The following is a 25,108-nucleotide window of genomic DNA, read 5'->3' on the forward strand; positions in this document are numbered from 1 at the left end:
CTCATGGGCGCCGCGATCGGACTGGCCGCCGGCTTCTTCCCCATCGAGGAGGGCAGCGGATTCAGGCGGACCACCACCCGGGACGACGTGCTCTACGTGCTGGACGGCCACATCTCGGACTGGTCCGGCTGGCGCGACCTCCCCGATGCCGACGCACGCCGCTTCGCCAGACTGCTGCGCCGACGCCCCAACCAGATGGCCAACGCGGAGGCCGCCGGACCGATCCTGGACAGCCTGCTCGGCAGCAGCCGCATACCCGGTTGCAGCCTGGACGACGGACAGGAAGGCGAGGGACAGATCGTCGTGGACCCCGGCATGGCCCTTCCCGCCTACGTCGACGGGTTCCTGCGGGAACTCGACGAGTTGTACGCGGCGAAGAACCACGTGACGGCCTCCGCCCAGACCGGCACCCACATGACCACGACCGGCGTCACCGCTCCGGACGGCCGGCAGCAGACATTCGTCGATCTCCATTACGAGATCCGTCCCCATCACCTCGACCCCAGGCCACCGATCCCCGTCGTCCGGGACGCCCCGCCCCTCAACGATCGTCTGGTCCCCTTCGACGAGTTGAAGGAGATCGCACGGCGCATCGATCAGCAGGCCTTGCACCGCGGCCGAAGCGCCTACCGCGAGAAGGCGGTGGACCGCTTCATCCAACAGATCCGCTCCCACCGGAACGAGAGAGTCGGCGGGCTGGACCTGACGGCAGGCAACCTCAACGAACTCCTTGCCTACACGGGCTTCGGCAAGTCGGTCGTACTCATCGAGACCTTCGCCTGCTGGGCCGCCGACCACGGAATCTCCGTGGCCTTCGTACTGCCGACCAACGCCGACGTCGTACGGACCGCCCACGACATCGAAACGGCCATGCGGATGTGTGGGGTGGAGTCGAGCGGTGGCGTCGTCCCGCTCGTCTCGCCCCGGTCGCTCATCAAAGTGGCGGAGACCGCAGCCGCCCGCGCCACCGGGGACGACGGCCCGGACGCGGACTGGATCTGGGAGCGCTTCGGATACGGCTGCGCGCTCGCGGCTCTGGCCGGGTCCGACGAGTCCATCGACCGCTGGCAGCCGGGCAGTGAACCGTGCGCCAAACTGCGCAAGCCCTCCCGCGGCAAAGCCACCACCGTCTCCTGCCCCTGGCGGACCACCTGCGGACGCTTTCGGGCCGTGCGTCAGGCATGCACCGCGGACATCATCGTCACCTCACACGCCAACCTGTTGCTCGGAGTGCTCCAGGCTCCGGTGGAGGACGGATACGGCGGTGACGACCGTCTGCCCGTGGAGGAACTGCTGATGCGGCGCTGCCAGATCATCGTCATTGATGAGGTGGACAGTTTCCAGAGCACGGCCATCGATCACGCCGGCCGACAGCTCGTCCTCGACCACGCCGGACGGGTGAACACGCCCCTGCGCAAGTTCGACCAGGACTTCGCTGCCACATCGGGACGGCTCAGAGACGAAGTCGACGCCAGTGTCCGGGACTCCTACCTGACCCTGCGCTACCTGTCCGAGAACTACGTGAGCCACCTGACCTACGAACGCCTCGGCGCCACCGCCCCTCCCAAGGGACGACGCCCCCGGGGGCCGGGGCGCTACTGGATGGTGCCGAGACGGTGGGACAACTGGCTGACCGCCCGGCTGTTCGACCTCGACGCCGAGAAGGTCAGCCGGAAGCAGGTGAAGATGTTCCGTTCGCTCTTCCTGGAGGAGATGGAGCCCCACCACGATGAGCCCAAATCCTTCGCGGCGGCACGGCAGCACCTGGCATCGGTGGTCACTGGCGGGTCCGGCGGACTGTCCCTGCCCGCGGCACGCGACGCCCTGGAACGGCTCGTCAAGCACCTGCCCGAGGAACAGCGGACCAAGGTCGTCAACCGGATTCTCCGCCGTGCCATTCTCGAACGCATCCGGATCTTCCTGCACCGGCTCATGGCGAGCAACGCCCAACTGGTGGATATCGGAGTGGAGTCGGCGCAGGACATCGCGGACGCCCTGGGCACCTACGGCCGCTGGCGCGTCACCCCCACCGGACCGCTGGGGAGGCTCGTCTTCGCCTTCACCGAGTACTACGACGACACCGGAGGCCAGCCGGCACGCCTCTCGACGGCCGCGTTCGGAGGTGACCCGCACACCTACACCGTCGGTCTCGGTGACATCACCGCCCTGGGCCATGCCGGAGTCCGCCGCATCGTGCTGGGCATGTCCGCCACTTCCTACTTCCCCCGCGCACCACATCACCATGTCCACACCACCCCGAAGTGGTGGGTGGCGGACGACCAGCAAAACGCCGTGCGCGTCCTTCCGGCACGGATCGACGACGAGGAAGGACGACCACGCCGGATCTCGGGCCGGCAAGGAGCCGAACGCGCCGTGGCGACCCAGAACGTCGCCACGGCGCTGTGGAACAAGCACCTTCGGTGCGAGCTGGAACGGCTCAGGGCCGACGACCGCACGCGGGAGCGTGCCCGCGTCCTTCTCGCCACCACGTCCTACGAGGCGGCGCGGCACGTCGCGGAGGGACTGTTCACCGCCGGCGTCGACTCCACACGCGTCTGTCTGGCAGTCCGGCCAGGTACCTATGCCGGGGGGCGGGAGGCGGGTGTGGACCTCGGCCGGTGGAGGGAGCTGCCGGCCGACCGGCTGGAATCCTTCCCCGCCGTCGAGGGCGCCGACATCCTGATCGCTCCCCTCGCGAGGGTGCAACGGGGCGTGAACATCATCGGGGAGGACGACAAGTCCGCACTGGGCTCGGTGTGGCTGATCGTCCGCCCGATCCCCTTGATCGACGAACCTGCGGAACTCGTCGCCCATATTCAGGCACGAGCCCTGAGCAAGCACCGCGGCCCCTCCAGCGACCCGCGGGCTCTGCTCGCACTGCGCCGCAAGGTAGCCGGCAAGTACCTCGACAAAATCATCCGCCGTCCTCCTTATTTCCAGGCCCAGCCGCTCGACGTCAAGCTCGGCGTGATGGCGGAAATCATCAATGGGGCCGTGCAGCTCATCGGCCGGGCACGGCGCGGCGGCACCGATACGACATTGCATCTGGTGGATGGGGCCATGCTCGACCCCGAGGGCGGCACGGATCTGGCCACCCTGATTCTCAAGTTACGGAACAAATGGCGTGATGAGGGTTCCCTGGCCGCGATGCGGCAGTACTACGGCACCACCCTCGACGCCTTCCTGACATACGCGGAACACCCCACCGACGGAGACTTCCCGTGCTGATCACCCTGGCCTACCGCGTCCCGCGACAGGACATGGACTCCCTGCTGGGCTCCATCACCGCCTACCCGCTCACCTCCGACTTTGCGAAGGCATGGGAGAACCTGCCCGGGTGGGGAAACCAGCGCCAACCGCGCTACTCCGCACTGGCCACCGGGCTGGTCGCCGCTACGGGGCAACCCGTCCGGCTGTTCGGAGAACACGATCTGGCGGAGGAGGAGCACTCCGCGGGCAGCCGTATGCTGCTCGTCACCACCGACGCGGCCCTCGATGACAGACTCCGGGTCTCTGTACGGGCCTGGGAACGGCATGTCCGTGACGGGAAGGGGGCACTCATCCTCCCCGGGCTGTTGCCCGCTCCGGAGCGGGCCCGTTCCTTCGTGGACTTCGTAAAGTTCCGCCCGGGCCGGGTTCCGGTCATGCCCGGTTGGATGTTCCGTACGGCCGAGTGGCAGGTGATGCGACGCCTGGCCGAGGCTCCGCTGCGGATCGACGGACGCACGCCCGTTCGCCTGTCCATGGACACCGACGGGTCTCTGTTGGCCTGGGAGCCCGGCGATCTTCTCGTCAAGGGGGCCGGTTCGGCATTCAGTATGCACAGGGTGACCGCACGGCTGACCACCCGCGCCGGCGTCGAGGACCCCGTCCTCTGCTTCGACGCTCACCTCTCCCGGATCTCCCCGCAGGGCGACTGGGCGAAGAACGTCTGGATCGACCGGAACGAGGTCGGTGCTCCCATCCTCAGACTTCCGCTGCGGCGTCACCTGGACAAGCAGACGGGTGAGTGGCGGAGCCACCTCGATCCCGCCATCACCAAGATCATCGAGGCATGTCAGTTGTCCGCTCTGGAGATCCCTGACGAGCTACCGCTCGTGCCGGGGGCGATCAGGCCCCAGCTGTCGAGCACCCGCTTCCATGCTCTGGGAAACGGCCCCGGCCCCCGGTTCATGTTGCGCCTGCACGAGCACATCGTGTCAGCCCTGCCTTTGCTCGTACCGCTGTCGTACGAGGTGGACAAGCGGATCAGGCTCGCGCCTCGCACCACGAAGTACCCGGTCGACGGCCTCCCGGCGGACGCCGTCGGGCCGAGCGGTTTCCAAAAGGTCACGCTGGCCTGCCTCCACGCCACGCCCGAAGGGCGTGACCGCATGCTGGCCGAGGTCGAGGAGTTGACCGGGCATCGCATAAAGAGGAGACCCGGAGAGCGACCCGTCCGTATCAACGCACGCATGGATGTGGTCATCCGCTGCTGCCCGGAGCTGCTCTCCCACGACACCGTGAATCGCGCCGCCCTCCTCGATTCGCTGAATCTCCCGTCCGGTGACCACCACCTCGTCGCCGCCTTGCTGGAAACCGAGTTCCATCCCGACGCACCGCGACCCGAGATCGATGCGAAACCTCATCTGCGGCGGCTACTGGGGCACTTGGGTATACCGACCCAGTTTCTTTCGACCGAGCCCACCGTTCTGCCACCGAAATCCACCCCTGCTGGGGCCGAGACCAAGAAGCACTCCGCAAGGGCCGCTCTGCGTGACCTGCTTCGTGCGGCAGGGGTCCTGGACCGGCGGCTACTGGACTCCGTGATCGCGGGCGGAAGGCCTCATGGGCTGAGCAGAGACACCCTGCTGGTCGGCATCCATGCCCGCAGGCAGCACACTGGCGGGTACCACAAGCCGCTAGTTCTGACCATGGTGGCGTTGTATGTGGACCCCGATGACCTGGCGAACTGCCAGGTGCTGATCCACAGCGACCGGCAGCATGCGTGGGTGCGAGGTGCCGAAGGTGTAGCGGACTTTCACTCCGGGCCCATCGGGACCACCCGCTTCGGGCGAACCGAAGAGAAGGCTCCGCTGACACGGGACGCGGTCGAGGCCGCACTCGGTGAACTGGTCGCTCTGGTCCCGGACGGCACTCCCGTAGTGATCTTCGTGGATACCGCAGCGACCCGAACCATCTGGCCGGGGCTTCAGAATGTGCGGTTGAACGCCGGGCCGCTTCCTGGCGACACGGTGAGAGCGGGCGGCGCCGATATCGCCGTCGTCCGCCTGAACACCAAGATCAGCGAGATCGGGCGTCCTGTCACCCGAAGGGAGAAGGCGAACATGCCGAGCGACCCGGCCAAGCCCGCCGCACCGGATCGCAAGGTGTACCGGTTGCCGGGCTCGGACGGGCGCTACTGGCTCTTCGCCGGCCGATCCGTGACGCTCAAGGCCAAGGGCGGCGCCACGGGCGCGTCCTACACACGTTGGACCGTGCCGGACGGGCTGACCTCTCAGCTCTCCGTCCCTTGGCACTCGTACACGAGCAAGGAGATCGTGGTGGTGAGCGCGGGGTCATGGGCGCCCGAGCAGTTGGCGGCTCTGACGGCCAGCCTCTGTGAACAGGCCGTCTCCTGGGACGACCGGACGCAGATGCCCGTCCCGCTCCACCTGGCGACCGTGATCGACGACGATCACCCCGAATACCGAGCCTCGTGGAGTGAGGAAAACTGAGGGCTTGCTCCCTCGAGCGGCAGCTACCCGAGCAGCGGACGGGAGGGTTCGGATGCCCCCTTCATCGCCCGCAGCAGCCCTTGGATGCCCTCCGAGGTGAGCTCTCTGATGTCGTAGTGGTCCGACGTCCATGGCTGCAGCATCTCAGGGATGTTGTCCACGAACTCATGAGGCAGGACAACGGGCAATACTTTGGCGGTCCACTCGTCGCGTTTCGCGTGAAGCCGCTCGCCGATGATCCGTGCCTCGCTCCGAATCCCCGGATTCCCGGTCCCGCAAAGACCACCGTCGAATGCCTTGCGACACAGGGGCGAGGCGATGACGATCACGAAGTCGACCTCACCGCTGGTCTTCAACGCCCAGGTCGCCCAGTCCATGCGCCGCCCTTCCGCCTTCTGATCCATGTGCACAAAGATCCCGTGCCGAGAAAGGAGATCACCAAATTCGCGAACAGCCTCCTTGTGCTTCAGGGATTCGTGCGCGTAACAGATGAAGACCGAGAGCTGGTACTCCCGGCTCGTGTCCTCGGCAGGGGCCGAAAGCGAAGGCCGCACGCCTGCCGAACCCTCCCCAGAAGTTCCCAGAGTCAGCACGAACGCAGCCGGGCGCTGAGTAGGCCGGTACTCGACACCCGAAGGGACCGCCAGGCCGTATTGGGCGGAGAACTCCACCCGTTGCTCAACCTGCCCAGCGGGGATGAGCAGGACGACCCAAGCAGCGTACGAACCGGGGCGTACACCGGTCCCGTCGAGCGACACATGCCTCCACCGCACGCTGCTTCCGCCGGCACCGAACATATCGACCCTGTCCGTACTTGCCGGAAGAAGAACTTGCGCAGATGCATCGCTCTCACTCGGAACAAAGTTCAAGAAGCGATTGAGCACATAGGGCCGAGCGACCTCGGGAGACGTACTGAAGCGAGGAAGGGCATCCACAATAGCCACCTGACGCCCCGATTCGGCGGCGAGAAAATCAAAAGCAACCTCGAACCAAGGCATCGGAGGCGAGTCCGGATTGATTTCGAGGTCATAATTGATCTTGACGAGATACGCCTCGCACCCATCGAACATATCCATGGGGGCATCGATGCGATCCACCTGCCAGCGACGCAGTTGCGTGACACCGATACTGACGCCGTCCGGCGCCGAATCCATTCGCCTGCCGCCCTCGTGGACAACGGTGAGGTCGACGCGGACGCGGCTCTGCGCATTCATTGAATCCCCTTCCCGTGGCTTTGCTCCGGTGCCGCCACACTAGGGGCCTGCCCTCCCCGCACGTCCCGACATCAACCAAATGTCAGACATCTGTCAACTTTCCCGCACCGACCTGAATCGGCTGCCACTGACCCCACGAAACAAAAAGAACCCCAGGTTGAATAAATCAACCTGGGGTTCTCATGGAGCCGCCTTCGGGATTCGAACCCGAGACCTACGCATTACGAGTGCGTTGCTCTGGCCATCTGAGCTAAGGCGGCACCGCCCTGTCGCACCATGATGCGATCAGCGGCGACGCCAAGTCTACACAGTTTCCGGGGGTGCTCCGAACCGCCCGGCGGCGGGGCCGTATCCGCAGGTCAGCGGGGAGGTACGGCGGGCGGGGTCAGGTGCACTTCTTGTCGGCGGGCGGCGGCGTGCCCTCCAGGAGGTACGCGTTGATCGCCGTGTCGACGCAGTCGCTGCCGCGGCCGTACGCGGTGTGGCCGTCGCCCTCGTAGGTGAGGAGGGTGCCGGAGGAGAGCTGGTCGGCGAGGGACTCGGCCCAGGTGTACGGGGTGGCCGGGTCGCGGGTGGTGCCGACCACGACGATGGGGGCGGCGCCCTCGGCCTCGATGCGGTGGGCGGTGCCGGTGGGCGGGACGGGCCAGTGGGCGCAGTTCAGGGCCGCCCAGGCGAAGCCCCTGCCGAAGACCGGGGACGCCTTCTCGAAGGAGGGCAGGGCCTTCTCCACGGCCTCGGGACCGGCGAAGGCGGGCGGGAGGTCGACGCAGTTCACCGCGGCGTTGGCGAACATCAGGTTCGCGTACTTCCCGTCCGGCTCGCGCTCGTAGTAGCTGTCGGCGAGGGCGAGCAGGCCGGCGCCGTCCCCGGAGTCGGCGGCGGACAGCGCGCTCCGGAGCTGGGGCCAGGCCGACTCGTCGTACATGGCGGCGATCACGCCCGTCGTGGCGAGCGACTCCCCGAGTTCGCGGGACTCGCCCGTGGGGACCGGCTTCGCGTCCAGCCGCGCGAACAGCCGCTTGAGGCGGTCCGCCGCGTCGGAGGCGGACGTGGTGCCGAGCGGGCAGTCCGCCTGCTGCACGCAGTCCTCGGCGAAGGCCCGGAACGCCGTCTCGAACCCCGCCGTCTGGTCCCGGTTCGCCTCCTCGGACGAGAGCGAGGGGTCCATCGCCCCGTCCAGGACCAGGCGGCCGGTCCGGCCGGGGAACAGCTCCGCGTACGTGGCCCCCAGGAACGTCCCGTACGACGCCCCCACATAGTTCAGGCGCTCGTCGCGGAGCAGCGCGCGCAGCATGTCCATGTCGCGGGCCGTCTCCACCGTCGAGACGTGCGGCAGGATCTCGCCGGAGCGCTTCTCGCAGCCGGCCGCGAACTTTTTGAAGGCCGCGCCCAGCTCCGTGACCTCGGCCTTGTCGTCCGGGGTCTGGTCGACCTGGGTGTACGCGTCCATCTGCGCCCCCGTCAGGCACTCGACGGGCTCGCTGCGCGCCACCCCGCGCGGGTCGATCGCCACCATGTCGTAGCGGGCACGCACCTGCGCGGGGTAGCCGATCCCGGCATAGGCCTGGAGGTAGTCGATGGCCGAACCGCCTGGGCCGCCCGGATTCACCAGGAGGGAGCCGATCCGCTTGCCGGGCCCGGTCGCCTTCTTCCGGGAGACGGCCAGCTCGATCTCGCCGCCGTCCGGTTCGGCGTAGTCGAGCGGCGCCTTCATCGTCGTGCACTGGAAGCCGCTGACCCCGCAGTCCCGCCAGCTGAGGTCCTGGGAGTAGTACCGCTTGAGGGCGGCCGGTACGGGCGAGGGCGAGGCGGACGCGGCCTCGGCGGAGGACGCCGCGCCGGACGACGAGCCGCCGTCGCTGCACCCGGAGACGAGCAGGCCGGCAGTGCCGAGCGCGAGGGCGAGAGTGCGGAGCGGGCGCCTGGTGTCCATGCCCGGAGCGTAACCGCCCCCGCACCGTCCACCCGTTTCCCGGCTCTTTCGGGTGATTCGGCGCCAGGGAGGCCGCGGCACCCGTCGTCCCGGCCTCAGCCGGCGCGGAGCGCCATCGTCATCGCCTCCACCGCCAGCAGCGGGGCCACGTTGCGGTCCAGGGCACGGCGGCAGGCCGACACCGCCTCGATCCGGCGCAGCGTGCGCTCCGGGGTGGAGGCGCGGGCGACGCGGTCCAGGGCGTCCTGCGCGTCCGTGTTCGCTATCGCGATCCGCGAGCCGAACTGCAGGGCGAGCACATCGCGGTAGAAGCCGGTCAGTTCGGTGAGCGCGAGGTCGAGGCTGTCGCGCTGGGTGCGGGTCTTGCGGCGCTTCTGCTTGTCCTCCAGCTCCTTCATCACCCCGGCCGTCCCTCGCGGCATGCGGCCTCCGGCGGCGGCCCCGAGCGCCGCCTTCATGTCCTCCGTCTCCTTGGCGTCGATCTCCTCGGACGCCTGCTTGGCGTCCTCCGTCGCCGTGTCGATCAGCTCCTGCGCCGCCTTGAGGCATCCCCCGACGTCCTCGACGCGCAGCGGCAGCTTCAGCACGGCGGCCCGGCGTGCCCTTGCCCGCTCGTCCGTGGCGAGGCGTCGTGCCCGGCCTATGTGTCCCTGGGTGGCCCGGGCGGCGGCCGCGGCGCGCTCCGGGTCGACGCCGTCCCTGCGGACCAGGACGTCGGCGACCGCGTCCACCGGCGGCGTACGCAGGGTGAGGTGGCGGCAGCGCGACCGGATCGTCGGCAGCACGTCCTCCAGCGAGGGCGCGCAGAGCAGCCACACCGTGCGCGGGGCGGGCTCCTCGACGGCCTTCAGCAGGACGTTGCCCGCGCCCTCGGTGAGGCGGTCGGCGTCCTCCATGACGATGACCTGCCAGCGGCCGACCGCCGGCGAGAGTTGGGCGCGGCGCACCAGCTCACGGGTCTCCTTCACGCCGATGGAGAGCAGGTCGGTGCGGATCACGTCGACATCGGCGTGCGTACCGATGAGGCTGGTGTGGCAGCCGTCGCAGAAGCCGCAGCCCGGGGCCCCGCCCAGCGCGCGGTCCGGACTGGTGCACTGGAGGGCGGCGGCGAAGGCGCGGGCGGCGGTGGAGCGGCCCGAACCGGGCGGGCCGGTGAACAGCCAGGCGTGGGTCATCTTCGAGCCGGGGGGCACCTGCTCCCCCGCCGTGTCGGCCGTGACCAGCGCGTCGGCGTCGCGAGCGGCGGCGCTCAGCTGCTCCTGCACCCGGTCCTGGCCGACCAGGTCGTCCCATACGGACATGGGTCACCGCCCCTTCCCCTCGCACGACGCGTGGCTCTCGTCGCTCCGGTCTCCATTGTGGGGGACGCCTACGACAACGCGGACGCCGATGGCCCCGTACCAGGGAAAGGTGCGGGACCATCGGCGTTCTCTCGTGGTTCTCCCGTAAGGGTCCGACCCGGTCAGCGGCGCGGCCCGCGCCCCCGGCCGCCCGAGGATTCCGGGCCCTCGTCGTCGTAGCCGCCCAGCAGCTCGTCGGCCAGGCTCGGCAGGTCGTCCAGCGGGGTCTCCTCCGCCCAGTCGGACCGGGGCCGCCGGGAGCGCCGGTCCTCGGCCTGCCGCGGGTCCGCGTGCGGGTCGGTGATCTGCGGCAGCTCGCGGGTCCGCTCGTTGTCGCTGTCGGCCGGCCGCTCGTCCCGGAAGATGCCGCGCGGCACCCGGTCCGCCGGGTCGGGCTCCCGTGCGGCGTCGCGACCGGTGTCGCGCACCGCGGGCAGCACCGTCGTCTCGTCCGCCGCGCCGGGGGGCTCGGGCGCGTCCGAGATCTTCGGGATCACGGTCGTCTCGTCGTCGGACGACCACCGCGACGATCCGCCGCGCGACCCGGAGTCCTCCGGATCCACGGGCGCGGGAACCGGCTGGGTGATCTCGTTCGGGTCGACGATCGGGGTGGGCACCGTCAGCTCGTTGTCCGGCCCGGTGGGCTCGTCGCGCGCCCAGGAGGGCGAGGACGGCTTCGCCGAACGGGAGGACCCGGAGGCAGGTGAGGACCCGGAGGCACGGGAGGAACCGGAAGAGGACGCCCCGCTACCGGTCCCGGAGGCGCCGGACGCACCCGCAGCCCCGGACGCACCAGCCGCACCAGTGGCCCCGGTCGCCCCGGACCCACCCGGCGAGGACGCCCCGCCCCGGCGGTCGTCGGCCTCCTGCCGCAGCCCGCTCTCCTGCTCCCGCGCGGCCCGCGCACGGGCCTCCTCCTCGCGCGCGGCCCGCGCACGCGCCTCCGCCTCGGCCTGCGCCTGGGCCTCCGCTTCCGCCTTGCGACGGGCGGCCTCGGCCCTCAGCAGTGCCTCCTCGGCCTTGCGCTGCTTCTCCAGCCGCTGCGCCTCGGCCTCCTTGCGCTGCCGGGCCTCTTCCTCCGCCTGACGGCGCAGCCGGGCCTGCTCGGCTTCGTAGGCGGCTTCCTCTGCCTCACGGCGGGCCCGCTCGGCCTCGGCGACGCGGCGGGCCTCCTCGGCACGCTGCCGCTCCTCCTCGGCACGCTTGCGCTCTTCCTCCGCGCGCTTCCGGGCTTCCTCCTCGGCGCGCTGCCTGGCCTCCTCGGCCTGGCGCTCGGCCTCGCGGCGGCGTGCTTCCTCCTCCTCGCGGCGCTTGCGCTCCTCCTCCTCGGCGCGCAGCTTGGCGAGCTGTTCCTGGCGCTCCCGCTCCAGGCGCTCCTCCTCCGCCTTGCGCGCGGCCTCTTCCTCGGCGCGGCGCCTGGCCTCCTCCTCGGCGGCCTTGCGGGCCTCCTCGCGGGCCTTGATCTCGGCCTCGGAGAGGGGCAGGACCTGGTCGAGGCGGTGGCGTACGACGGTGGTGACGGCTTCCGGCTCCTGGCCGGCGTCCACCACGAGGTAGCGCGTCGGGTCGGCGGCCGCCAGCGTCAGGAAGCCGGCGCGCACGCGGGCGTGGAACTCGGGCGGCTCGGACTCCAGCCGGTCGGGCGCCTCGGTGAACCGTTCCCTCGCGGTCTCCGGAGCGACGTCCAGGAGCACGGTCAGATGCGGTACGAGTCCGCCCGTCGCCCAGCGCGAGATGCGGGCGATCTCGGTGGGCGCCAGATCGCGGCCCGCGCCCTGGTAGGCGACGGACGAGTCGATGTAGCGGTCGGAGATGACGACCGCGCCGCGCTCCAGCGCCGGGCGGACCACCGAGTCGACGTGCTCGGCACGGTCGGCGGCGTACAGCAGGGCCTCGGCCCGGTTGGAGAGCCCGGCCGACGACACGTCGAGCAGGATGGAACGCAGCCGCTTGCCGATGGGGGTCGCCCCCGGCTCACGGGTGACGACGACCTCGTGGCCCTTGGCCCGGATCCACGAGGCGAGCGCGTCGACCTGGGTGGACTTGCCGGCTCCGTCGCCGCCCTCCAGAGCGATGAAGAATCCGCTCGCGGCGGGGGCGACGGCCGGGTCGCCGCCGCGCAGCGCCTCGCGCAGGTCGCGCCGCAGCGGGACGCCGGAGCGGTCGTCCGTCTTCGCGAGGACGATGACGGCGACGGGCAGCAGCAGCGCGCCGACCAGCATCAGCGTGAACGCGGCGCCGCCGTGGGCGAAGACGGAGTCGCCGACGGTCAGCCGGTGGGTGCCGATGGCGGCGGCGACCAGGGGGCCGCCGACCGCGCCGAGCGCGATGAGGACCCGGACGACGGCCTGGAGGTGCTCGGCCATCCTGGTCCGGCGGGATTCCTCGGTCTCCTGGTCGATGAGGATGTGACCGGTGTTGGCGGCGACCCCGGCCGCGTACCCGGCGAGTACGGCGAGCAGGACGACGGTGGTGGTGTCCGGTACGAGGCCCATGGCCAGCAGGGCGAGGCCGGTGACGGCGGTGGCGAGGGAGAGCATCCGCCGCCGCGACAGCGTGGGCAGCACCTTCTCCGCCGTACGGATGCCCACACCCGTACCGCCTGTGAGCGCCAGGATCAGCAGGGCGAGGGTGACCGGGCCGCCGGCCAGGTCACTGCCGTGCAGCACGGCGACGGCGGCCGCCGTGGCGATGGCTCCGGCGACCGCCGCGCAGGTGGCGACGACCAGCGGGATGGCGCCGGTACGGCCCTTCTCGGGCCCGTTCCCCTTCGACGGCCGGCGCAACCCCTCCAGCGGCGAGCGCGGCCGGGGCGTCTGCGTGGCGGGCAGCGTCAGGAAGTACAGGGTGGAGATGGAGGCGGAGAACAGCCCGGCCGCGACGTACGAGCCGAGGGCCGCCTGGTGGAAGGAGAACCAGTCGAGGCCGGAGCCCAGCAGCCTGCCCACGAACGTGGCGACCAGCAGAACGGCCGCGGCCAGCGGAACGGCGGCGAAGTCCGTACGCAGGGACAGCCTGCGCAGGGGGTCGAGGTGGTCCGGCAGCGGGCGCACAGCAGCGCCCTCGATCGGCGGCGGGGGCAGCAGCGCCGGGGCCGCGCTCTCCTTGGCGATCGTCCAGAGCCGTTCGGCCGCCCCGGCCACGAACACGGTGACCAGGAGCGTCGTCAGCGCGTGGGCGGGTGTCCAGTCGATCCACAGGGGGGCGACGACCAGCAGCGCGAGCCGCAGCCCGTCCGTCCCGATCATCAGCCACCGCCGGTCGACCGGCCCGCCGGGCGCGGTGAGGGCGGTCAGCGGCCCCAGGAGTACGGCCCCGAAAAGCAGGGTGGAGATGATGCGGGCCCCGAATACCGCGGCGACGGCGAAGGCCGCCCCCCGGTACCCGGACCCGAATGAGCCCTCGAGGACCGCTGCTTGCAGCGACAGCAACACCAGCACGAGAAGGGCGAGTGCATCGCCGGTACTGCCGATGAGCTGGGCGCTCCACAGCCGCTTGAGCGGGGGGATGCGCAACAGGGCTCGTACGGCGCGCTCGCGTGAGTCTGCGGCAAGTGTGTCGGAGGTGGGGCTCACGACCGTTGGCTGCTCGGCTCGCGTCATCCGCCCAGCCTAACGGGACGCCACGATCTCCCGTGGCCCCACCCGTCGAACAGCGGCCCGGCCCGCTGCGGCCAAGCCGCCGTTCGAGGCGCGAAGATCCGAGGCAGGGCCCCGGTTTCGGGGAGGGGTGGGAAGGGGAAGAGGCCCGCCGCAGGCGGTGCCCCGTCCCTCCCCCGCGGCCCTCGGTCCCCGGTCCCCGAAGCTCAGTCCTCGGTCCCCGAAGCGGCGGCCTTCTTCGCCGCCGTCGAAGCCGCTGCCGCGGTCTTCTTCGCGGGTGCCTTCTTGGCCGTCGTCTTCTTCGCGGCGGTCTTCTTGGCCGCCGTCTTCTTGGCGGGCGCCTTCTTCGCGGCGGTCTTCTTCGCAGTCTTCTTCTTCGCGGGGCCCTTGGCCCGCTTCTCGGCGAGCAGCTCGTAGCCGCGCTCCGGCGTGATCTCCTCGACGCTGTCGCCCGTGCGCAGCGTCGCGTTCGTCTCGCCGTCCGTGACGTAGGGACCGAAGCGGCCGTCCTTCACGACGACCGGCGCCCCGCTCACCGGGTCCGTGCCCAGTTCCTTCAGCGGCGGCTTGGCGGCGGCCCGCCCGCGCTGCTTCGGCTGGGCGTAGATCGCCAGCGCCTCTTCGAGCGTGATGTCGAAGATCTGGTCCTCGGAGGTCAGCGACCGCGAGTCCGTGCCCTTCTTCAGGTACGGCCCGTAGCGGCCGTTCTGCGCGGTGATCTCGACGCCCTCGGCGTCCTCGCCGACCACGCGGGGCAGCGACATCAGCTTGAGCGCGTCGGCCAGCGTCACCGTGTCGAGGGACATCGACTTGAAGAGCGAGGCCGTCCGCGGCTTCACCGCGTTCTTGCCGGTCTTCGGCGTGCCCTCGGGCAGCACCTCGGTGACGTACGGCCCGTACCGCCCGTTCTTGGCGACGATCTGGTTCCCGCTCACCGGGTCCGTGCCGAGTTCGAAGTCACCGCTCGGCTTGGCGAGCAGCTCCTCCGCGTACTCGACGGTCAGCTCGTCGGGCGCCAGGTCGTCGGGGATGTCCCCCTTCTGGTAGCCCTCCGCGTCCTTCTCGCCCCGCTCGATGTACGGCCCGTACTTCCCGACGCGCAGTTTGATGTCGTTGCCGACGGGGAACGACGAGATCTCCCGCGCGTCGATCGCGCCGAGGTCGGTGACGAGTTCCTTGAGGCCGCCGAGGTGGTCGCCGTCGCCGTTGCCCGCGTCGGAGGCCGCGCCCGCACCGGCCGCGTCGCCCGCCTGCGTACCGAAGTAGAACCGCTTCAGCCACGGCACGGACTGGGCCTCGCCGCGTGCGATGCGGTCGAGGTCGTCCTCCATGCGGGCCGTGAAGTCGTAGTCGACGAGCCGGCCGAAGTGCTTCTCCAGCAGGTTGACCACGGCGAACGACAGGAACGACGGCACGAGGGCCGTGCCCTTCTTGAACACGTAGCCGCGGTCGAGAATCGTCCCGATGATCGACGCGTACGTCGACGGGCGGCCGATCTCGCGCTCTTCCAGCTCCTTGACCAGCGACGCCTCGGTGTAGCGGGCCGGCGGCTTCGTCGCGTGCCCGTCCGCCGTGATCTCGTCGGCGGACAGCGCGTCGCCCTCGGTGACCTGCGGCAGCCGCCGCTCGCGATCGTCCAGCTCGGCGTTCGGGTCGTCGGCGCCCTCGACGTACGCCTTCATGAAGCCGTGGAAGGTGATCGTCTTGCCGGACGCGGAGAACTCGGCGTCCCGGCCGTCGCTCGCCCGGCCGCCGATCTTGACGGTGACGGAGTTACCGGTCGCGTCCTTCATCTGGGAGGCGACGGTCCGCTTCCAGATCAGCTCGTAGAGCCGGAACTGGTCGCCGGTGAGACCCGTCTCGGCCGGGGTGCGGAAGCGGTCGCCCGAGGGGCGGATCGCCTCGTGCGCCTCCTGCGCGTTCTTGACCTTCCCGGCGTACGTGCGCGGCTTCTCGGGCAGGTAGTCGGCCCCGTACAACTGCGTGACCTGCGCACGGGCCGCGGCGACAGCGGTGTCCGAAAGGGTCGTGGAGTCCGTACGCATGTAGGTGATGAAGCCGTTCTCGTACAGCTTCTGCGCGACCTGCATGGTGGCCTTGGCACCCAGGCCCAGCTTCCGGCTCGCCTCCTGCTGGAGGGTCGTCGTCCGGAAGGGGGCGTACGGGGAGCGCCGGTACGGCTTCGACTCGACGGACCGTACGGCGAACGCGGAGTCGGCGAGCGCGGCGGCCAGGGCGCGGGCGTTCGCCTCGTCCAGGTGCAGCGTCTGGCCGGAGGCGGACTTGAGCCTGCCGTCCGGACCGAAGTCACGGCCCTGGGCGATGCGGCGCCCGTCGACGGCGCTGAGCCGGGCCGTGAACGTGGACGGGTCGGAGGCGTCGCCGCCGCGCCCGGTGGCGAAGGTGCCGGTCAGGTCCCAGTACTCGGCGGAGCGGAAGGCGATGCGCTCGCGCTCCCGTTCGACGACGAGCCGGGTGGCCACGGACTGGACGCGGCCCGCCGAGAGCTTCGGCATGACCTTCTTCCACAGGACCGGCGACACCTCGTAGCCGTACAGACGGTCGAGGATGCGGCGGGTCTCCTGGGCGTCGACCATGCGCTGGTTCAGCTCGCGCGGGTTGGCGACCGCGGCCCGGATGGCGTCCTTGGTGATCTCGTGGAAGACCATCCGGTGGACCGGGACCTTGGGCCTGAGCACTTCCTGCAGGTGCCACGCGATGGCCTCGCCCTCGCGGTCCTCATCGGTGGCGAGGAAGAGTTCGTCGGACTCGGCCAGCAGCTGCTTCAGCTTCCTGACCTGGGCCTTCTTGTCGGCGTTGACGACATAGATCGGCTGGAAGTCGTGTTCGACGTCCACGCCGAGCCGGCGCACCTCGCCGGTGTACTCGTCCGGTACCTCGGCGGCGCCGTTCGGGAGGTCGCGGATGTGCCCGACGCTCGCCTCGACGACGTATCCGGGGCCCAGGTAGCCCTTGATCGTCTTCGCCTTGGCAGGCGACTCGACGATGACGAGTCGGCGGCCGCCCTGTGCGGTCTCGCTGGTCGGGGACAACTTCGCTCTTCTCTCCGGTCGACGCTCGGTGGGCATCCGGGGCAGCGCGAGGGCGCTGCCGACAGTGCTGTCGCTGCGGAGTGTGACGGTACAACCCGCCCCCGTGTCAAACGGCAAAAGCCCGCAACGGCCACTCGAACGGTAACCCGACTTCCGTCATTCCTGCCGCCCGGCCCGCTCGGTCCGCTCCGGGCGCGGTCCCCGCCCGCGCGTTCCACCGGGGCCCCGACCGCCTTCCGGGGACCGGGCGCGGGCGGCGGACGGTCCGGGCGTGTTCCCCACGCCGCGCCGTGCCAACCGGCAGCGACCGGACTCGTACGTGTGATGCGCAGGCGCACTCAGACGCGACCGAGGCACCAGACCCCGAGGACGAGGAAAAGTACGCCGAACACAGTCGCGAGTGCGGTGGAGACGGCGGGGCTCACCCGGTACGCGACCGGCGCGCGGTGCATCACGCGCGCCCCCGTCCACAGCAGCAGCGCCGCACCGAACAGCGCGAACGTCGTTCCGGCGAAGACAGCGGGCCCGCTCTCCATTCCGTACGCCTCCCTCTTCCCCTGCCACCGTCCTGGGACAACGCAGGGAGGCTCCCATCGCAGAACGTCGCGGACGCCAACACGGGGTGAACAGCAGCCCCGTCACCTCACGCGGAGCGTCGAACGCCGTCCGCGGCCGGCTCCGCTGTTCGAACACGGCCTGCGGCGGGAGTACGGAACCGGCCACGTTCGACACGTCGATACGGGGACGGCGTCGCGGAACCGCAGCCCCAAGGCGAAGCAGCCGGCAACCGCCACGTGCAGTACCGCGCCGGGGCCCCGCAGCGCCTCAACCGGAATGAGCGGACCGAGCGGTGGACGGGCGGCGGCGAGCACGTCGGCGACGGCTGTCGCGCCCTGTACCCACAGGCTGTGGATATCGCAGTCACCGCGCTGCCGAGCGGATGGGACCGGCCGTCGGCGAGGAACGGCCGACAGCCGTGGACGACGAAGAGGAGGAGTCGCGGCGGCGCTCCGGCGAGCCGGGGCACGGTTGGACATCGGGGTGTCGCCCGGCTGAGGAACACCCGGCGGGACAGGGCGCCCCCGACCCCCACGAGCCGTGTGGCGGAAACGATCCGTCGGCAGCGGCCGCATGCGGAACCGGAACCGGAATCTGTGTCAACGAGACCGCCTCATGCACCACGTGCGCCACGCGGAGCCCCCACGTGACGTGAACCGGTCCCGGGGTGGGGGCCCTGCGCGCGGCTCGTCGGCCTCCACCGAGTAATACGGAGTCAACAGCACGCTGGTGGTACCGACCACGCGCAACTCGGTGACGGTACGCCGCAGATCGCGGGGCCCCCGGCCCCACGCCTCCGGATCAGCCGGCCGGGCGCCCGCCCGGCGGCAGCGGCTCCAGGAAGCCCTCCTCCACCAACAGCCGGATGGCCTGCGGAGTGCGGTCCCGCAGGAGCACCGGGTCCTCATTCATCAGCTGCGCGATGGCGTCCAGGATGCGGCCGGCCGGCAGCGAGCCGTCACACACCCCGGCGAACCCGGCACCGACCGCGTCCACCTTGGTGGCCCGGCGCATGCCCCGGTTCTGACGGAGCACCACATGCTCGGGGTCCTCAGCCCCGGGCAGCCCGACCTGCTCCTGCACCACCTCGGCGGCCAGGGTGAAGTGGGCCGCCAGCAGCGCCGCGTCGTCCTGCTCTCGCAGGTAGTCCTGGCGGGCGAAGTGCGCCTCGACGGCGGGACCGAGCGGCTGTTCCACGGCGTGCAGCCACTCCTCGATCACGACCGAGGGCTTCCCGGCGGCGGCCGCGGCGGACTTCCGCAGAGTGATCCAGCCGAAGCCGACGCCCTTGGTGCGCCGCGCCTCGAACTCGTCCAGCCATGCGTCGTAACGCGCCTCGTACTCCGCCGGGTCCGTCCGGTGGTCGCCGCTGTCGCGCAGCCACAACTCGGCGTACTGCGTGACGTCCTGCACCTCGCGCTGCACGATCCAGGCGTCGCAGCCCGCCGGCACCCAGGCGCGTACCCGGTCCTGCCACTCCTCGTCCTCGGTGTGCTCCCAGTTGGCCAGGAAGTGCGCGAAGCCGCCGTCGTTGAGCCGTTCGCCGGTCTGCTGGACCAGCGTCCGGCACAGGTCGTCCCCGGCCATGCCGCCGTCGCGGTAGGTGAGCCGGGCGCCGGGCGAGATGACGAACGGCGGGTTGGAGACGATGAGGTCGAACGTCTCGGCGCCGACCGGTTCGTACAGCGAGCCCTCGCGCAGGTCTGCGGGGGCGGCGCCGGACAGGGCGAGGGTGAGCCGGGTGAAGGCGAGGGCGCGCGGGTTGAGGTCGGTGGCGGTGACCCTGGTGGCGTGCTGCGCGGCGTGCAGCGCCTGGATGCCGGAGCCCGTACCGACGTCGAGGGCGGAACCGACGGGCTTGCGCACGGTGATCCCAGCGAGGGTGGTGGAGGCGCCGCCGATGCCGAGGACGACGCCCTTCTCCCGCGAGCCGATGCCGCCCGCCCCGCCCACCGCGCAGCCCAGGTCGGAGACGATGAACCAGTCCTCGCCGTCCGGGCCGCCGTAGGGACGCACATCGACGGTCGCCCGCACCTCGCCGTCCGTCTCGGTCAGCCAGCCGTCCGCCACGCACTCCGCCAGCGGAAGCACAGCCGCCGCCCGGGCGGCGGGCACGGGCCGCTGGAGCAGGAACAGGCGCACCAGCGTGTCGAGCGGCGCGTCGCCCCGCGTCGCGCGCAGCGCCGGCACCGTCTCACTGCGCGCCAGCGCGGCGTACGCGGACGCGCCGAGCAGGTCGAGGAGCCCGTCGGCCGTGAACTCGGACGCGAGCAGGGCCTCGCGGAGCCGGGGGGCGCGGTCCGCCGAGGGAAGGTCGGATGCGAAAAGGCTGGTCTTACTCACGTGCCCCATTGTGACGGCTGCCACGGACAACGGCAGCGGCCCGGCCCCTCCGATGCATCCGTGGAGGGGCCGGGCCGCTCACCCGACGTGTCCGCAGGCTGTGGATCCGGCCGCCCGGTCACGCCTTCTTGTCGGACGGGGACGCTTCCTTCGACGGCTTGGTCGAGGACTCGGTGGAGGGCTCGGAGCCGTCCGAGGAGCCGTCCGAGGAGTCGTCCGGGGAACCGCTCTTGGGGGATGCCGACGCAGTCGGCTTCTGGCAGCCCTTCTGCTTGGCCATCGCGGCGCCGACCTCGCCCGACTGGAGCTTCTTCAGTGCCTGGTCGCCGCTGGCGCCGATCTTGTTCAGCTCGTCCGCGATGCCCCTGAGGCCGTCCGAGAACTTCCCCTGGTCCTTCGTCTCCAGGGCCTCCACCTTCTCCTTCAGCTCCGCATAGGCCGCGGAGGAGGCGTTGAGCTCCTTCACCGCTTCCTTCTGCGTGGTCTCGCCGTCGTCGACCGGCGGCGGACCCGCCGATTTCACGGCTGCGCCCAGCGCCTTGTACGCCTGCGAGATCTGCTGGAAGGCGGCCGAGTCGGTCTCCTGGACCTCGGCGGGCTTGCTGTTGTCGGAGGCCTGCTGCTGGATCGCCGCGTTGGCGTTCGCGATCTTCTGCAGCTGGGGCTGGACCTGGTCGCAGACCTCCTTGGCCCAGTCGTTCACCTTGTCGCCGCTGTCGTCACTGCAGCCCGACAGGGCCAGTACGAGTACCGCACCGCCGGACAGCGCGGCTGCAAGCTTCTTGTTCACCGGTTTGGTCCCTTCCAAGGCTCTCGGCCCCGGAACTTACACGTCGAGCGCCGTCCATCCGGGTGCCGGGCGTCCGGTGCACGGGCTTTTGCAGCCATTTGCACCAAGGGAAATGAGGCATACGCAACTCACCCGGACGGCCCACACCGAGGGGAACACATGACCGACTCCCCACGCGTACGGAGAGGTTCCTCGTCCATGCACCCATGCCCGCCCGCTCGGCCTCACGCAGCATCAGCTCGCGAGTCCGCAAGGCAGCTGAGATCCCGTCACTCCCCGGGCGTGTCGCGCGCACCACCGAAGAGGGACGTACACCGCCGAGGGGAGACGCGCACCACCCCGACAGGCACCCCGAAGAGACAGGCACCCCGAAGAGACAGGCACGGCCCCGAAGGGACGCGCCTCGCTCAGGGGAGAACGGCGACCGGCGCCTTGGGCCAGCTCATGCGGATCACGCCGCCGTCCGCACCGGACCTGACCTCCACGTCGTCCACAAGGCCGCTGATGACCGCGAGGCCCATCTCGTCCTCGTCGTCCGCCCCCGGCTCGGGGTCGTCGAGCCCGCCGCCGTGCGAGGAACGCCGCCCCGGGACACCGCCCGGAACCGAGCCGTCCGCGCCGGGGCCCGGCACCTCGTCCCCGACCTCAATGGCGAAGGTCTTCTCCTCCTCGATCAGGAAGACCGCGACAGGAGCCGTGATGCCATGGCTGCGGTGCAGACCGACCGCGCGGCTGCACGCCTCACCCACGGCGAGCCTGACCTCGTCGAGCACGGCCTCGTCCACCCCGGCCCTGCGCGCCACGGCCGCCGCCACGAGTCGGGCGGTCCTGACGTGTTCGGGCTGGGCGCTGAAGCGGAGTTCAACGGTGGCCATGCGATCCCCCTCGAACGTACGAATGTGCATGCCAGGGTCGGGCCCCATGACCCAGGGGCCCCTGGCTCTGTCTGACGAGCCCCTGGCACTCTCCGACGGGGCGGGCTCTGCCGGGCGAAGTGGAGAACCGGCGAATAAATCGGCCACGAGCCACCGACCGGGTGACCCGACGGCCCGCGAACACCGGCGCCGGACCGGCACATGACCGGGCCGGCGCCGGGCCGGACGTCAGTCGGTGGCCGCGACGGCCTCGTCGACCGTGGTGTGGATCGGGAAGACCTTGGTCAGCCCGGTGATCCGGAAAATCTTGAGAATGCGCTCCTGGTTGCACACCAGGCGCAGCGAGCCCTCATGGGCCCGCACCCGCTTCAGGCCGCCCACGAGCACGCCGAGGCCGGTGGAGTCGAGGAAGTCGACGCCTTCCATGTCGACAACCAGGTGGTAGCTGCCGTCATTCACCAACTCGACCAACTGCTCGCGCAGCTTGGGCGCGGTATACACATCAATCTCGCCACCGACCTCGACGACCGTACGGTCGCCACCAGGGCCGGACACATTGCGAGTCGACAAGGACAGGTCCACGGATCCTCCAGCACCTTGCTATCGAGCGGTCGCCCCTCGGTCTCCCCGACGGAGCCGGGGGACGGATCGCCAGCCGCGATGGCATTCAATCACTTACCGGCAGCCATGCACGACGCCTTGGGACCATTGTCCGCCCTGCCAGTGACACACTCGGTGCCGATGGCCAAGAATCATTGCCCCAGTCGACCCCCGGAGAGTGGGGGCTCCCGCCCTTCTCCGGACATGGTCCTCGACCGGCTCGCCGCCGGGGCGGGCCGGTCCGCGCGCATCACTCATACGGAGCACTTGCCCCCGCGCGCGGGAACCCATGCCGTCTGGCCCGATCGCATCCGTCCGGAAGTGATCGCCGCGATCCAGCAGGCCGGCATCGAGCACCCCTGGGCCCATCAGGCGGCCGCCGCCGAGCACGCCTTGGACGGCACGTCCGTCGTGATCGCCACCGGTACGGCCTCCGGCAAGTCGCTGGCCTACCTCGCCCCGGTCCTCAGTGCCCTCCTCGACGGCTCCGAGGCCCCCAACGGGCGCGGCGCCACCGCGCTCTACCTCGCGCCGACGAAGGCCCTGGCGGCCGACCAGCGCCGTTCCGTCGCCGCCCTCGCGGCTCCCCTGGGCAACGGCATCCGGCCCGCCGTCTTCGACGGCGACACCCCCTTCGAGGAACGCGAGTGGGTGCGGCAGTACGCCAACTACGTCCTCACCAATCCCGACATGCTGCACCGCGGTGTCCTCCCGTCCCACCCCCGCTGGTCCTCCTTCCTCCGCTCCCTGCGCTACGTCGTCATCGACGAGTGCCACACCTACCGGGGTGTCTTCGGCTCCCACGTCGCCCAGGTGGTGCGCCGGCTGCGCCGTCTCTGCGCCCGTTACGGCTCCGACCCCGTCTTCCTCCTCGCCTCCGCTACCTCCGCCGAGCCCGCCCTCGCGGCGGGCCGCCTCACCGGCCTCCCCGTCACCGAGGTGGCCGACGACGCCTCCCCGCGCGGCGAACTGGTCTTCGCCCTGTGGGAGCCCCCGCTGACCGAGCTGCACGGCGAGAAGGGCGCCCCGGTACGCCGCACCGCCACGGCCGAGACCGCCGACCTGCTCACCGACCTCACCCTCCAGGGCGTGCGTTCGGTCGCCTTCGTACGCTCCCGGCGCGGCGCCGAACTGATCTCCGTCATCGCCAAGGAGCGCCTCGCCGAGATCGACCGCTCCCTGCCGCCCCGGATCGCCGCCTACCGGGGCGGGTACCTCCCCGAGGAGCGCCGCGCCCTGGAACGCGCCCTCCACTCCGGCCGGCTCCTGGGCCTCGCCGCCACCACCGCCCTCGAACTCGGCATCGACGTGTCCGGCCTGGACGCCGTCGTCATATCCGGGTATCCGGGCACCAGAGCTTCCCTCTGGCAGCAGGCGGGCCGGGCCGGGCGGGCCGGCCAGGGCGCCCTCGCCATCCTGGTCGCCCGCGACGACCCGCTGGACACCTTTCTGGTCCACCACCCGGAGGCGCTGTTCCAGCAGCCCGTGGAGTCGACCGTCCTGGACCCGGACAACCCGTACGTCCTCGCTCCCCACCTCTGTGCGGCTGCCGCCGAGCTGCCCCTCACCGACAGCGACCTCCGGCTGTTCGGACCGGCTGCGGCCGGCCTGCTGCCCCAGCTCGAGACGGCCCGGCTGCTCCGCAAGCGGACCTCCGGATGGCACTGGACCCGGCGCGAGCGGGCCGCCGACCTCACCGACATCCGGGGCGAGGGCGGCCGACCCGTCCAGATCGTCGAGGAGGGCACCGGGACGCTCCTGGGCACCGTGGACGAGTCCGCCGCCCACAGCACCGTCCACGAAGGCGCCGTCCACCTCCACCAGGGCCGCTCCTACCTGGTCCGGAAGCTGGACCTGGAGGACTCCGTGGCCCTCGTCGAGCAGGCCGACCCGCCGTACTCGACCACCGCCCGCGACACCACCTCCATCGCCGTCCTGGACACCGACACCTCGATCCCCTGGGGGGACGGGCGCCTCTGCTACGGGTCCGTCGAGGTCACCAACCAGGTCGTCTCCTTCCTCCGCCGCAAGCTGATCACCGGCGAGGTGCTCGGCGAGAGCAAGCTGGACCTGCCGCCCCGCACCCTGCGTACCCGCGCCGTGTGGTGGACGGTCACCGAGGACCAGCTCGACGCCGCCCGCATCAACCCGGAGATCCTCGGCGGTGCGCTCCACGCCGCCGAGCACGCCTCGATCGGCATGCTTCCGCTCTTCGCCACCTGCGACCGCTGGGACATCGGCGGTGTGTCCATCCCGCTGCACCCGGACACCCTGCTGCCGACCGTCTTCGTGTACGACGGGCATCCGGGCGGCGCCGGGTTCGCCGAGCGCGCGTTCCACACCGCCCGCCAGTGGCTCTCCGCCACGCGGGAGGCCATCGCGTCCTGCGAGTGCGACGCGGGGTGCCCGTCGTGCATCCAGTCACCCAAGTGCGGCAACGGCAACGACCCCCTGCACAAGCGAGGCGCCGTCCGCCTGCTCACGGAACTCCTCCGCTGCGCACCGGACGAGCCGGGCCCGGGCTCGGCGGCGGGGGAGACGAGGCCGACGGCGGCGGAGGAGCCACCGACGCAGGCCCCGCCCGAGACCTGACCTCCGGCACGTACAGCCCGAACCGCGCACCGGCCGTCACATCGGCGACCTCCCCCACAACCGCGCACCGCACCAGCTCCGCCCCTTGCGCGCCGGCCACCTCCTCAGCCACCGCGCACGCCGCGGCCTCGCCCTGCAAGGCCCGGTCGGCCGCCGCCAGTGCTGCCAGGTCGGCCGCGCCCCCCGCTCGGTGCCGGGCTGCCACCAGCTGCCCCAGCGTCAGGACCACCGCGAACACAGCGCACAGCGTCGCCGTGGTCACCACCGCCCACACGGTCGCCATCCCCTGATCACCCCCCGGGTCCTGCTTCCGGTCCCGTCGCCGGGCGCACCACCTCACCGTCCGTCCCCTCTCCCCGCCGAACCCACGGCCGGGGCGCCCGCCCCCGCGCCCAGATCCGGGGCGCCGGCCGGTACCGGCGTGTCCTCCGCCGCCGCCACCGCGTCCGCCCGCAGGGTCACGGCGAGGCGGCCAGGACCGGGCGTCGGCG

Annotated in this window: 14 protein-coding genes and 1 tRNA gene; 3 read left to right on the forward strand and 12 right to left on the reverse strand. The window is 71.0% G+C overall.

Going from position 1 to position 25,108, the window contains the following annotated elements:
• The first annotated feature begins 3 nt into the window (after positions 1-3).
• Positions 4-3,228 (forward strand): hypothetical protein, encoded by a 3,225-nt coding sequence (locus MHW47_RS06560; protein ID WP_239221684.1) that lies wholly within the window; start codon positions 4-6, stop codon positions 3,226-3,228.
• Positions 3,222-5,717 carry an RNaseH domain-containing protein gene (locus MHW47_RS06565; protein WP_239221685.1) on the forward strand — a complete coding sequence of 832 codons (2,496 nt, stop codon included), beginning with the start codon at positions 3,222-3,224 and terminating at the stop codon, positions 5,715-5,717. Before MHW47_RS06560 ends, MHW47_RS06565 begins: the two co-directional genes overlap by 7 nt.
• A gap of 23 nt (positions 5,718-5,740) precedes the next feature.
• Here the strand turns inward: MHW47_RS06565 and MHW47_RS06570 are convergent, their stop codons facing one another.
• The 11 genes from MHW47_RS06570 to MHW47_RS06620 form a co-directional block, all read right to left on the reverse strand.
• A complete protein-coding gene (locus MHW47_RS06570) occupies positions 5,741-6,931 on the reverse strand; it encodes a toll/interleukin-1 receptor domain-containing protein (protein WP_239221686.1) in 1,191 nt (396 codons plus the stop codon).
• A gap of 183 nt (positions 6,932-7,114) precedes the next feature.
• Positions 7,115-7,191, reverse strand: a tRNA-Thr gene (locus MHW47_RS06575).
• 125 nt (positions 7,192-7,316) lie between these two features.
• A complete protein-coding gene (locus tag MHW47_RS06580; protein WP_239221687.1) occupies positions 7,317-8,867 on the reverse strand; it encodes an alpha/beta hydrolase in 1,551 nt (516 codons plus the stop codon).
• A 95-nt stretch (positions 8,868-8,962) separates the two neighbouring features.
• A complete protein-coding gene (locus MHW47_RS06585; RefSeq protein ID WP_239221688.1) occupies positions 8,963-10,168 on the reverse strand; it encodes a DNA polymerase III subunit delta' in 1,206 nt (401 codons plus the stop codon).
• Between the two features lie 161 nt (positions 10,169-10,329).
• Positions 10,330-13,809: a dTMP kinase gene (gene tmk, locus MHW47_RS06590; protein WP_239221689.1), complete on the reverse strand. Its 3,480-nt coding sequence runs from the start codon at positions 13,807-13,809 to the stop codon at positions 10,330-10,332.
• Positions 13,810-14,012: 203 nt separating this feature from the next.
• The gene (topA, locus tag MHW47_RS06595) at positions 14,013-16,859 is read right to left on the reverse strand and encodes a type I DNA topoisomerase (RefSeq protein ID WP_239221690.1); all 2,847 of its coding nucleotides are present in this window, start codon (positions 16,857-16,859) and stop codon (positions 14,013-14,015) included.
• Positions 16,860-17,197: 338 nt separating this feature from the next.
• Positions 17,198-17,395 (reverse strand): hypothetical protein, encoded by a 198-nt coding sequence (locus MHW47_RS06600; protein ID WP_239221691.1) that lies wholly within the window; start codon positions 17,393-17,395, stop codon positions 17,198-17,200.
• 823 nt (positions 17,396-18,218) lie between these two features.
• Positions 18,219-19,769: a class I SAM-dependent methyltransferase gene (locus MHW47_RS06605; protein WP_239221697.1), complete on the reverse strand. Its 1,551-nt coding sequence runs from the start codon at positions 19,767-19,769 to the stop codon at positions 18,219-18,221.
• Positions 19,770-19,878: 109 nt separating this feature from the next.
• Complete coding sequence (locus MHW47_RS06610; protein ID WP_239221692.1) at positions 19,879-20,550, reverse strand: small secreted protein; 672 nt, start codon at positions 20,548-20,550, stop codon at positions 19,879-19,881.
• A 407-nt stretch (positions 20,551-20,957) separates the two neighbouring features.
• Positions 20,958-21,425, reverse strand: a complete 468-nt coding sequence (locus MHW47_RS06615; protein WP_239221693.1) for an ATP-binding protein — start codon at positions 21,423-21,425, stop codon at positions 20,958-20,960.
• Between the two features lie 228 nt (positions 21,426-21,653).
• Positions 21,654-22,007: an STAS domain-containing protein gene (locus MHW47_RS06620; RefSeq protein WP_003967428.1), complete on the reverse strand. Its 354-nt coding sequence runs from the start codon at positions 22,005-22,007 to the stop codon at positions 21,654-21,656.
• Positions 22,008-22,085: 78 nt separating this feature from the next.
• Between MHW47_RS06620 and MHW47_RS06625 the strand changes: the two genes are divergently transcribed.
• On the forward strand, positions 22,086-24,617 hold the full coding sequence (locus MHW47_RS06625; RefSeq protein WP_239221694.1) for a DEAD/DEAH box helicase: 2,532 nt from the start codon (positions 22,086-22,088) through the stop codon (positions 24,615-24,617).
• Here MHW47_RS06625 and MHW47_RS06630 read toward each other — a convergent pair.
• Positions 24,505-24,900, reverse strand: coding sequence for an Rv3654c family TadE-like protein (locus tag MHW47_RS06630; protein ID WP_239221695.1), 396 nt, complete (start codon positions 24,898-24,900; stop codon positions 24,505-24,507). The genes MHW47_RS06625 and MHW47_RS06630 overlap by 113 nt on opposite strands.
• Positions 24,901-25,108 lie beyond the last annotated feature (208 nt).

The organism is Streptomyces sp. OfavH-34-F, assembly GCF_022347745.1.
Taxonomy (GTDB): domain Bacteria; phylum Actinomycetota; class Actinomycetes; order Streptomycetales; family Streptomycetaceae; genus Streptomyces.